The following is a 10,000-nucleotide window of genomic DNA, read 5'->3' on the forward strand; positions in this document are numbered from 1 at the left end:
ACGCCACGTATGACAAACATCGACGCCACGCTACGAACCAATATTTCGATCAAATGTTCAGGGATAGAAACAAGATTATATCCAGAATCCGAAGAGATGAGTATCCATTATTTAAAAGAAGTTCTTCGCCCCATCCTTCGTTTGGCAATGAAGAAAGGAATCGGAATCAACTTAGACATGGAACAATACGATCTCAAGTCGATCATTACGAAAACAGCAATGAATTTGTTTATAGAAGAAGAATTCCAATCATATCCTCACTTTGGTATCGTAGTACAATCTTATTTAAAATCTTCCAAAGAGGAATTAATAACTTGGAAAGAGTATGCAAAGGCCCGAGGAGTTCCCATCACCATTCGACTTGTGAAGGGGGCTTACTTAGAATATGAACGTATTAAAGCTGAAGAACGCGGTTGGGTTTCGCCTGTTTTTGATACAAAAAGGGAAACAGATATAAAATTTGAAGAGAATGTTTTATTTCTTTTGGAATCAAGTCCCTACCTTCGATCCGCATTCGGAACACATAACCTTCGTTCGCTTGCATTTATCTTATATCATACAAATCAACAATCTGTTTTTGATTTTGAGATTCAGATGTTATATGGAATGGCAGGAAAATACAAAGCCGGATTAGAATCTATGGGAATCAAAATCAGAGAATACTCTCCCATTGGATCCTTACTTCCGGGAATGGCATACTTGATTCGAAGATTATTGGAGAATACCTCCAACCAAGGTTTTTTATACCAAATGAGTCTTGGAAAAAACTTAGATTCCTTAATCATCAATCCCAAAAAGGAAACAAACAATGGAATTTAAAAATGAAACCATTCGAGACTTTTCAATGGATACAGAAAGAAACACCTTACGTTCTGTATTAAATTCTATTAAAAAATCGATCCCATTCGAAGTTCCCATTTCTGTCGGGGGTACGGAGAAATTTTCGACAAATCGTTTTGTTCATAAAAATCCATGGTCACCAGATCTCGTTGTATCCAGGGTATCTCTAACCACTGCCAATGATTTAGAGGAAGCGATTCAAATTTCCAAAAAATATGGGAATCAATGGAAACACCGGTCCCAAGAAGATCGTTCCCATTTGTTCATCAAAGTCGCAGAAAAATTAGTGAGTAAAAAAGATTTCATTATCTCTGTGTGCATTTGGGAAACAGGGAAACATATCACGGAAGCAGAAATTGAATTTGCGGAAGCCGTCGATTTTTGTCGTTACTATGCAGATTTCGCCCGTGATCAACTTCTACCCAAAAGTATTAACTTGTTAGGTGAAGACAATTTATACTACTACCAACCGAAAGGAATTATCGGATGTATCTCTCCTTGGAATTTTCCCATGGCCATATTTACCGGTATGTGTGCAGGCCCTCTCGTCACAGGTAACATTGTGCTAGCAAAACCTGCAGAAGAAACTTCTGCGACAGCTTATGAGATAACAAAATGTTTTTGGGAAGCAGGCGTACCAAAAGAAGTTTTTCATTTTTTACCAGGGTTTGGTTCTGAAATCGGAGAAGCGATTGTGACTCACCCAGAGGTTTCCGTAATTAATTTTACTGGTTCCAGAGATGTGGGTCTTTCCATACTCAGGAAGGCTTCAATTGTTTCTCCTGGACAAAGTATGATCAAAAAACTGGTCTGTGAGTTAGGTGGAAAAAATGCAATGATTGTGGATGCAGATGCTGACATAGACGTTGCAATCCAAGCCATCCTTTCCTCTGCCTTCGGTTTCCAAGGCCAAAAATGTAGTGCACTCTCTCGTCTTTTCGTACATAACGATTGTTACGATAAACTAAAAGAAAGATTAATTGCTGCCATGGATGGTTTACTGATTGGTTCACCCTTAGATTTTGAAAATCGAATTGGCCCTGTGATCCACGAAGAAAGTTTTTTAAGACTTCTGAAATTACAAAAGGAGAATGAGAGTTTTTTAATCGGCAAAACAACCTTGGTCCCCAATACAGGATTTTATATTCCACCAAGTTTATATGAACCACCCATTTTTTCTTCTATGTGGACTTCTGAAATCTTTGGACCATTACTTTCTATGCAAAAAATTTCTAGTTTTGCGGAAGGAATCCAGTATGCCAATGACTCCGACTACGCACTTACCTGTGGAGTCATTTCTCGAAATCCAAAACATATATTGCAGGCAAAATTAGAAATAGAAGCAGGAAATTTGTACATCAACCGTGGGATTACGGGAGCCGTTGTCAAAAGACAACCGTTTGGTGGCGGGAAGCTTTCAGGAACTGGAGCTAAAGCTGGTGGACCAGAATATTTACATCTTTTTGTGGAAGGAAAAACCTATACGGAAAACACAATGCGCCAAGGTTTCTCAAGAGATACACTCCAATGAAAAACCCAAGGATCACGTAAGTCTCTTACTACTTTTCTAAACTAGAAATTCTTTCTTGGTGGCCCGGATAGACAAACTTAGGTTTATGTGTATCTGCCAATCCTTTTAAAAAGTCCAAACTTTTCCGATTGAGTTTGCGGTCCGTTGTAAAAGCACCCGGAGTGACCCCCTCTTTCCAGCCCCACCTAGTGTGGCAAGAATCCCCAAGTACCAAATGGCCACCTTCCATTGAGGGAATGTAAAATGCCAAACTTCCCGGCGTATGTCCAGGTACAAATAGAACAAAAAAACTTTGGTCACCAAAAAAATCAAAAACTGATATCTCATTTTGACTCTTACCAAAATCAAATTGAACTAAATTTGGATTTTCTCCTAACAGACGATTGGTGGATCCTTGCACAAATAGGTTAATAAAATATTTGCTTGTTACCTCACCTGGCCCAACATAAAAGGGAACAGATCTATCTATTTCATAAGCACCAAGTGTATGGTCTAAATGCAAATGAGTGAAGAATACTCCCTTTAAATCTATTTTGTTTTTGGACAAATAGGATTTGGTCGTTTCATAAATTTTTAGTTTATCAAAATGCATCTGCGATTCCACAATAGAACTAACAAGACGCCCATCCTTACCCTTAGGAAAATTTTCTCCCATTCCAGAATCGATCATAAAAGTTCCGAATTTCGGGTGTTTGACTAGGTAAAAATAGATCGAAATCGGTTCGAGCCGATCCTTTAAACCGGCAGCTTTCGCTTTAGGATCATCCAAATCCAAAAGTCCAGCAAGAGAGGCTTCCCAATCCGCCACTTTGACCGCTTGGAATTCGGCCCAAACTTTTGGTTTCGGAGAGAATGGAACGGTTTCACTAGAACGATTCGATAGATAAGGAGTTACTTTATGTGAGGTTACCTGACAGGAAATGGCCAAGATGCAAAAGAATAAAAAATCGATTTTAATCATACGATATAACATTAAGTGACTCCAATAATCTTATCAATGATACCATAATCCAATGCCTCTTTGGCAGTAAACCATGTATCACGTTCCGTATCTTCCTTTAACTTTTCCGCTGGTTGACCTGTGGCATTAGCCATAATTTCGTTTAACAAATCTTTTTCTCTTCTAACGGATTCCGCAAATATTCGGATGTCTTCAGCAGGCCCCTTAAATTCTCCCATAACATGTGGTTGGTGAATGAGAACTTTACTATGAGGATAAGCAAAACGAAATCCTTTGGCACCAGCAAGAAGTAAAACGGCACCAAAAGACATAGCCATTCCCAAACAAGTAGTATATACCGGATTGTGAAGGTGATTCATTACGTCCAAAATCGCCAAACCTGCATAAGTTGACCCGCCAGGAGAATGAATATAAAGTGTAATTGGTCTTGTCGGATCTATAGCTTCGAGATATAGAAATCGATCAATTAAATACCTCGCGGAATTATCGTTTACCTCACCCCAAAGAAAAACTTTTCTTTGTTCCAAGTATACATTTTCAATTTGTCCATTTGAATAAACTTGAGTTGCTTCCAATTTGATCTCCTATGCCACCATCAGATTTGCTGCATTTGCCTCTGGGCGAAAAGTCTCACCAATTCCGGTTCGGAGAATTCTCTTGAGGTAGATATGTCTTTTTTTGATAAACGACAATGTTTTTCCTTCTGATTTGGAGATTTCAACTAAGGAATAATTTTGGTAATAATGCAGTTCGATTATTTTTTGATCATCTGGATCTAATTTTTGGACATTCTTAAAAATGGTTTCATAACATTCTTTTTCTAAATATGAGGAATGTAATTCTACTGAATTTTGATCCATCTGCATCGGATCCACAAAAACTAAATTTTGATTTTCTTTCTTTCTCAAAATACGATCTACGTGTTTGATAAGAGCTCTTTTAAGCAAAGAAGGGAAAGCGGCTGGAGTGGTTATTTTTTCCAGGTTGCGGTAAAGATCCCAAAAAGATTCCTGGACTACGTCTTGCGAAAGATCTTCATCTTTTAGAATTTTAGAGGCAAAATTGGTGGCAAAATTAGAAAAGCGATTTTGTAAAATTGTCCAGGCCCGGAGGTCGCCAGACTTAGCTTGGTTCAAAAGTTCAATGTAGGATTTGTCATTCATACGCTTAAAGGTCCCGGTTTACCTCAATTTAGTTCTTAAAAAATGTATTTCTTTTGTATATTAAATTAAACCATCCTCCGCAGAATCGCTGACTTATCCAATTCAGTTTTTGCGAAATCCAGTGCCTTATTATAATATATCTCTGCTTTTTCCGGTTCTAATTTTGAATGTAATTCTCCCAATAGAAAAAAATAGTATGGATTCGTTTTTAGACCTAGACCTTCCAATTCCTTTAGAGCAGCATCTCTACCCTTTGCCTTAAAAAGAGCATAAGCTCGATTTAATAAAAGTTGCGGAGAAGGTTCTAACTCCAAAAGTCCAGTATAAAGTTGGGAAATCGTCTCCCATATTTTCTCGGTTTTCTCTGTGCGGGTATGCCAGTAAGCAATAGCTGCCTCCAGATGGTATTTGGAAAACCTGGGTTCCTTACTTGACTGGAAAAAGAAATATTCTCCTTTTTTAATAAAGTCTAAATTCCAAAGTGTTCGATCTTGATCTCCATAAAGAATAATTTCACCTTCTCCATCTAACCTTGCTTCAAATCTCGAAATATGGAAACAAAGAAGGGAAAGAAGTGCATTTACTTCAGAAGTGTTAGTATCTTTATTTTCCAGAAGAATGGAACAAAGGCGGATTGCTTCCAAACAAAAATCCTTTCTTAGTATTCTGTCTTGGGTCTGAGAATGATAACCTTCGTTAAACAATAGATAAATGGTCCCAAGAACAGAGGAAAACCTCTCTTCCAATTCCAAAGAATTAGGAAATTCCAACGATACGTTCTTTTCTCTAAGTTTTTCCTTAGCACGAAACAACCTCTTATTGATCGTCTCCTTATTGGTAAAAAAAGCTCTCGCAATTTCTTCGATCCCAAATCCACATAAAATTCGAAGTGATAAACCAATTTGGGACTCTAAGGGAATAGAAGGATGAGATATGGCAAAGATCATTCTGAGTTGGCTATCTCGGATATTTTCTTCTGAGAGATCTAGTTCCGGTTCGAATATAATTATTTCTCGTTGGTAAGCGGGAAGTATTTTGTTCTGAAAAATAGACTCTCTGTGGATGAGGTTCTTCGCTTTATTCCTGGCGACTGCATACAACCAGGCCACAGGGTTCTCTGGGATTCCATTAAATCCCCAAGTTTGCGATGCAGTCAAAAAAGTTTCACTTGCGATATCCTCTGCAATTTCAATTTGATAAAATCCATATCGTTTACAAAGGACGGATACAATCTTAGAATATTCAGTCCTAAACAAATGCGGTAAAAGATCCAAATCAGCCATTAGAGTTTATGAATATATCTGGTGATCATTATTCTTCCATATGGATACCCATAACCTTTCTTACCTCTACACTATTTCCTTCTCCCATTAAGATAGGGCAGTTTTTTGCTATATTAGTAGCGTCTTCAAAGTTTTCTGCTTGAATGATGATAAAACCAGCAAGTGATTCTTTTGTTTCCACATAAGGACCGTCAGTGATGATATGATTCGCCTGAATCACCTTTCCTTCCGTAGACAGGGCCGTTCCAGACTTGAACTTCTTTTGGGCGACAATACTATTTACCCATTCCTGATACTGCTTCATATAAACCTGCAATTGTTCGGGAGAAGGCTGGGCTTCCTTTGTAAGAATATCTAGTCGCATTAATATTAAGTAATCTTCCATTTTCTAACTCGCTTTCCATTAATCTAAATTTCTACGAATAAAATTGCGAACCTTTGTTTCATATTCGGCTTGATTCGCTTCCCAAACAAGTCCATGAGAACCGGAATCGGGAAACCAAACATCACTTGGACCGGGATAGATCCTCGCAAGAGACTCCGAATGTTGATAAGAAACCACAGAGTCATTTTTGCTATGTATCAGAAATAGAGGCACAGAACTAGCAAAAGGTAAAGAGTTTTCGGGACTAGAAAGAGAGTCGAATTTTCCCCTACTCATTACGAGTCCAAACAAAATCCGAACCAACCAAGATGGTAGTCTAGCCGATTCGGGAGAATCCAAAATCAACTTTTCAAAACTGAGCATAGGATTCTCAACGATCACAGCCTTTACTCCTTTCAGAAAAGGAAGTGATACTAAAATCGAAGATCCTCCTACGGAAGATCCCATCATTAGAATATTCTTATATTTTTTGGATACATACAAATATGCCGACAAAACATCACGAGATTCACGGTTGCCGAAACTAAGGCCCGGGACAAAACATGGCGCTTCTCCATGACAAGAGAGATCAAAACTCAGCACATCAAAACCTTGGTTTAGATAAAAAGGAATAAAGCGAGTGAGTTCTCTTCGATCAGCCCCTCCTCCGTGTATGAGTAAAATCACTCCTTTATGGAGGACAATTCCATTTGTGTGAGTGGGAACAAACCAACCAGGCAAATTATATCCGTTAAGCGAAGGAATCGTAATCTCTCGAAAATGGAATTCTTTTGTTAGGCGGATATTTCCACAAAATTTTCCCCAAACTTTTTTACCTTCGATACCACACTCCTGAAAATCCTTATTGATCCCTTTCCATACTGGATAGAGAATCTGGTTACTGGCTGACCAGATTCCGAATGTAAAAGTACCGAGGATCAGAAATAAAATGATCAACGAAAAATAGCCAAGACTACGCAAAATCCTATTTCCTCTGGGTGTTATGTTTAGTAATTTATTGGGCATACTCATCTCCTTTTTTAGATATCAAATGAAGATTGAAAAACTGGACAAAGTGCGGCAAAAAAGCGAAAAGATTTGGAATAAAAATGGAGTATTTGGAAATGTAAGTGGCAGTATGAGGAAATTAGGTTATAGGGGAATTTCGGACATCCCACGAGCCACTCCCCGCATGGCCTAACTCGGGCGGGGGTTTGTAGATTCGCATCCATATAAGGACAATCTCTTCGGGGCGAGTCCCCAAACACTTGGAGAAATATCGAAATTTGTCTCTTATTCTTTGAATAAATTCTCAAAATATTGGGGTCGGGCTATCCAGGGCTTCGGTCGCATAGCGACCGCTAACGCGCCCTTACTATCCCTCTCGCGAAACCGAACCAATTATATTTCCTAGGTTTCCCTTTTCCTATCTTTAAATAAAAGCAGGCCTTGTATTTCTTATGATTACAAAAAATTTTTCAACAAGTCAATTTAACTTCCGGCCACTTTGTTTCTTAAAAATCAATAATTAAAATTTAGAACAAACTGTTGTTTCCTTATTTATCACATTCTAATTCTCCATAATAACCTAGATTCAAAGATCAAACCACCCTAACTACCTTTGAATTCCCTTTCTATTACAGAGAAAAAAGCATCTAACTTTTGCCTGAAGTAAATTGCGCTTTCTTTCTTCATGAATTTTATACCCTTATATTAAAACAAGTTTACATTTCTAAAAATTTATCCTATATCTTTCAAATATATGGCTATCAATGAGAAATTATTGGAAAGTGTTCGGAAGTCTATGGAAGGACAGACGGATGTGGAAGAGAAAAAAATGTTTGGTGGTTTATGTTTTATGGTAAACGATAAAATGTGCGTCTGTGTTAGAAATGATGAAATCATGTGCAGAATCGATCCTGAAACTGTTGAATCCATTCTATCAAAGAAAAAGGCTCGCCCAATGATCCATAACGGACACCTGATGAAAGGATTTGTTTTTGTTAAGGAAGAAGATATAAAAACAAAAAAAGAAATTGAGTATTGGATTCAATTATCTCTCGAATACAATAAAAAATCTCCACCAGCTAAGAAAAAAAACAAGAAAACGAGTCAAAAAAAAACTTTTCCCCAAAGAAAATAAAAAAGTTATTTGGGAACTGTAAAAGTTCAAATGTTTTTTGCGGGTCAATTTTTTTTGAACGGTATTGAATCAAAAAAACAATGAATCGCATCTGAAATTAGAAGATTCCACAAGGGAGATCTACTTTCTTACGGAAGTCCGAGAGTTCAGAAAGAACTAAGAGCAAGGGGAATCAAAGTCAGTTTACCCACTGTGGCTAAAATTATGCGAGAAAATGGGATTAAAGCCATTACAACAAGGAAATTCAAGCCACCTGTGACAACAAATTCCAATCATGAAGAAGCTATTAGTCCAAACTTGCTTGAACAAAACTTTGAGGTTTCAACACCAAACACAGTGTATGTAACTGATATAACCTACATTCCCTATTTGTTTGGATTTCTATATCTATGTAAATTTAAAGATATATGCACAAAGAAGATTGTTGGATGGGCTGTTGATACTCATATGAAAACTTCTCTCGTTATGAGGGCACTTGAAAATGCTGTTGAGAACCAAAAACCAAATGAAGGACTTATCATCCATTCTGATAGAGGAAGTCAGTATGCGAGTAAAGAGTTTCGTGAGAAACTAACGTCAAAAGGATTCATTCAAAGTATGAGTAGGAAAGGAAATTGTTGGGACAATGCTCCTGCTGAATCTTTTTTTGCTACACTGAAAAGAGAGTTTACAAACTATAAGAACTTCCATTCCTTAGAACAGACTCAAAGTTCTCTTTTTGAGTATATTGAAGTTTTTTATAACAGAAAGCGTTTGCATTCTAGAATTGGATACAAAGCTCCTGTTACATTTGAAAATGAATTTTATGCCTATGCGTGAGTATATTTTTACTTAGGAACGTCACCAGAGATCCTCCGAAACATTTTAAAGAAGACTAATTTTCGATCTAATAACCATATCTATCCTCAAAAAAAACCAAATTAAATGGCCGAGGCTCGCAATATCTCATAGAAAATTTTGTCTTATTTTTTTTGAGCTTCCCCCGAAAATATAGTCGCCTTGAAGCCGATTGGTTTCCTAAAATGGTCAATCTGTCACGAGTACAAGAGGGTCCCTTCTGGGATTGGCGACTGGATCTTCGAAAAACCCTTAGCACTTTGCTATGTGATTAAAGACCTTATGACAAAAATCCACAGGTACCTGTGACTATTTTTTATGTAATGAGTGACTCAAAACGATGTTGGTAATGGTGGCCTTTGACATGCCATATTCATTTTTCTAATGGCAAAATAGAGGCCAATTATGGGGAATACTTTTGATTTAGCCAGGATTGATCTTTATGGAAATCAATGAGATATCGGAACATGGCATTCAATTGGCATGGTCTAAAATTTAATAATGGGAAGACACAAGCAGTTTGATCGAACAGAAGTTATAGAAAAGGCAATGCATGTCTTTTGGGAAAAAGGCTTTGCAAGCTCAAGTCTCAAAGACATTGAAAAAGCGACTGGTGTTTTTAAGTCCGGCCTATATTCTGAATTCAAAGACAAAGACGATCTTTTTATTCAAACAATTCATCACTACAAACAAAACCATCCCTCAAGGAAGATTTTAGGTAGGGATCCGCTTGGCTGGGAAAATATTCGAGAGTTTTTTCGTCTTGTTATACTATCGGAGAATCAGTTTGGCGACTATTTAGCGTGCATAGTGCCAGAACTTGGTCTTCTCCCAAAGAGAGTTCGGTCAATTCTTGAGGAAAGTATGGCGGCCTGCGG

At 37.6% G+C, this 10,000-nt stretch carries 11 protein-coding genes (1 of these 11 cut by a window edge); 5 read left to right on the forward strand and 6 right to left on the reverse strand.

Annotated elements, in window-relative coordinates; genetic code table 11:
- A partial coding sequence (locus tag LEP1GSC199_RS17745) for a proline dehydrogenase family protein (RefSeq protein ID WP_039927395.1) occupies positions 1-819 on the forward strand: 819 nt, incomplete at its 5' end.
- Positions 809-2,371, forward strand: a complete 1,563-nt coding sequence (locus LEP1GSC199_RS17750) for an aldehyde dehydrogenase family protein (protein ID WP_002989557.1) — start codon at positions 809-811, stop codon at positions 2,369-2,371. The genes LEP1GSC199_RS17745 and LEP1GSC199_RS17750, both read left to right, overlap by 11 nt.
- 28 nt (positions 2,372-2,399) lie before the next feature.
- Here LEP1GSC199_RS17750 and LEP1GSC199_RS17755 read toward each other — a convergent pair whose 3' ends face one another.
- The 6 genes from LEP1GSC199_RS17755 to LEP1GSC199_RS17780 form a co-directional block, all read right to left on the reverse strand.
- Positions 2,400-3,344: an MBL fold metallo-hydrolase gene (locus LEP1GSC199_RS17755; RefSeq protein WP_002989582.1), complete on the reverse strand. Its 945-nt coding sequence runs from the start codon at positions 3,342-3,344 to the stop codon at positions 2,400-2,402.
- Positions 3,344-3,907 carry a ClpP family protease gene (locus tag LEP1GSC199_RS17760; RefSeq protein WP_002989312.1) on the reverse strand — a complete coding sequence of 188 codons (564 nt, stop codon included), beginning with the start codon at positions 3,905-3,907 and terminating at the stop codon, positions 3,344-3,346. Before LEP1GSC199_RS17760 ends, LEP1GSC199_RS17755 begins: the two co-directional genes overlap by 1 nt.
- Before the next feature lie 9 nt (positions 3,908-3,916).
- Positions 3,917-4,495, reverse strand: a complete 579-nt coding sequence (locus tag LEP1GSC199_RS17765) for an RNA polymerase sigma factor (RefSeq protein WP_002989451.1) — start codon at positions 4,493-4,495, stop codon at positions 3,917-3,919.
- 65 nt (positions 4,496-4,560) lie between these two features.
- Entirely contained in the window at positions 4,561-5,778 is a 1,218-nt protein-coding gene (locus LEP1GSC199_RS17770; RefSeq protein ID WP_002989416.1) for an RNA polymerase sigma factor, read from the reverse strand.
- 28 nt (positions 5,779-5,806) lie between these two features.
- Positions 5,807-6,163 (reverse strand): YciI family protein, encoded by a 357-nt coding sequence (locus LEP1GSC199_RS17775; protein WP_002989611.1) that lies wholly within the window; start codon positions 6,161-6,163, stop codon positions 5,807-5,809.
- 18 nt (positions 6,164-6,181) lie between these two features.
- The gene (locus LEP1GSC199_RS17780) at positions 6,182-7,168 is read right to left on the reverse strand and encodes an alpha/beta hydrolase (RefSeq protein WP_232420833.1); all 987 of its coding nucleotides are present in this window, start codon (positions 7,166-7,168) and stop codon (positions 6,182-6,184) included.
- 778 nt (positions 7,169-7,946) lie between these two features.
- Here LEP1GSC199_RS17780 and LEP1GSC199_RS17785 point away from each other — a divergent pair.
- The 3 genes from LEP1GSC199_RS17785 to LEP1GSC199_RS20570 form a co-directional block, all read left to right on the forward strand.
- Positions 7,947-8,285, forward strand: a complete 339-nt coding sequence (locus LEP1GSC199_RS17785) for a TfoX/Sxy family protein (protein WP_083901977.1) — start codon at positions 7,947-7,949, stop codon at positions 8,283-8,285.
- 96 nt (positions 8,286-8,381) lie between these two features.
- Complete coding sequence (locus LEP1GSC199_RS17790) at positions 8,382-9,104, forward strand: IS3 family transposase (protein WP_232420844.1); 723 nt, start codon at positions 8,382-8,384, stop codon at positions 9,102-9,104.
- Between the two features lie 519 nt (positions 9,105-9,623).
- Positions 9,624-10,000, forward strand: partial view of a TetR/AcrR family transcriptional regulator gene (locus LEP1GSC199_RS20570; protein WP_002989172.1) — the 5' portion only. 178 nt of this gene lie beyond the right edge of the window; 377 of the gene's 555 nt are visible here — the first part of the coding sequence; its start codon is at positions 9,624-9,626; its stop codon lies beyond the right edge, outside the window.

Source organism: Leptospira vanthielii serovar Holland str. Waz Holland = ATCC 700522 (assembly GCF_000332455.1).
Classification (GTDB): Bacteria; Spirochaetota; Leptospiria; order Leptospirales; family Leptospiraceae; genus Leptospira_A; species Leptospira_A vanthielii.

What these genes read in the sequence shown, in the direction of transcription:
- LEP1GSC199_RS17750 (WP_002989557.1), top strand. Translation starts at nt 809, where the DNA reads ATGGAATTTAAAAATGAAACCATTCGAGACTTTTCAATGGATACAGAA.
- LEP1GSC199_RS17755 (WP_002989582.1), bottom strand. Translation starts at nt 3,344, where the DNA reads ATGTTATATCGTATGATTAAAATCGATTTTTTATTCTTTTGCATCTTG.
- LEP1GSC199_RS17765 (WP_002989451.1), bottom strand. Translation starts at nt 4,495, where the DNA reads ATGAATGACAAATCCTACATTGAACTTTTGAACCAAGCTAAGTCTGGC.
- LEP1GSC199_RS17770 (WP_002989416.1), bottom strand. Translation starts at nt 5,778, where the DNA reads ATGGCTGATTTGGATCTTTTACCGCATTTGTTTAGGACTGAATATTCT.
- LEP1GSC199_RS17775 (WP_002989611.1), bottom strand. Translation starts at nt 6,163, where the DNA reads ATGGAAGATTACTTAATATTAATGCGACTAGATATTCTTACAAAGGAA.
- LEP1GSC199_RS17780 (WP_232420833.1), bottom strand. Translation starts at nt 7,168, where the DNA reads ATGCCCAATAAATTACTAAACATAACACCCAGAGGAAATAGGATTTTG.
- LEP1GSC199_RS17785 (WP_083901977.1), top strand. Translation starts at nt 7,947, where the DNA reads ATGGAAGGACAGACGGATGTGGAAGAGAAAAAAATGTTTGGTGGTTTA.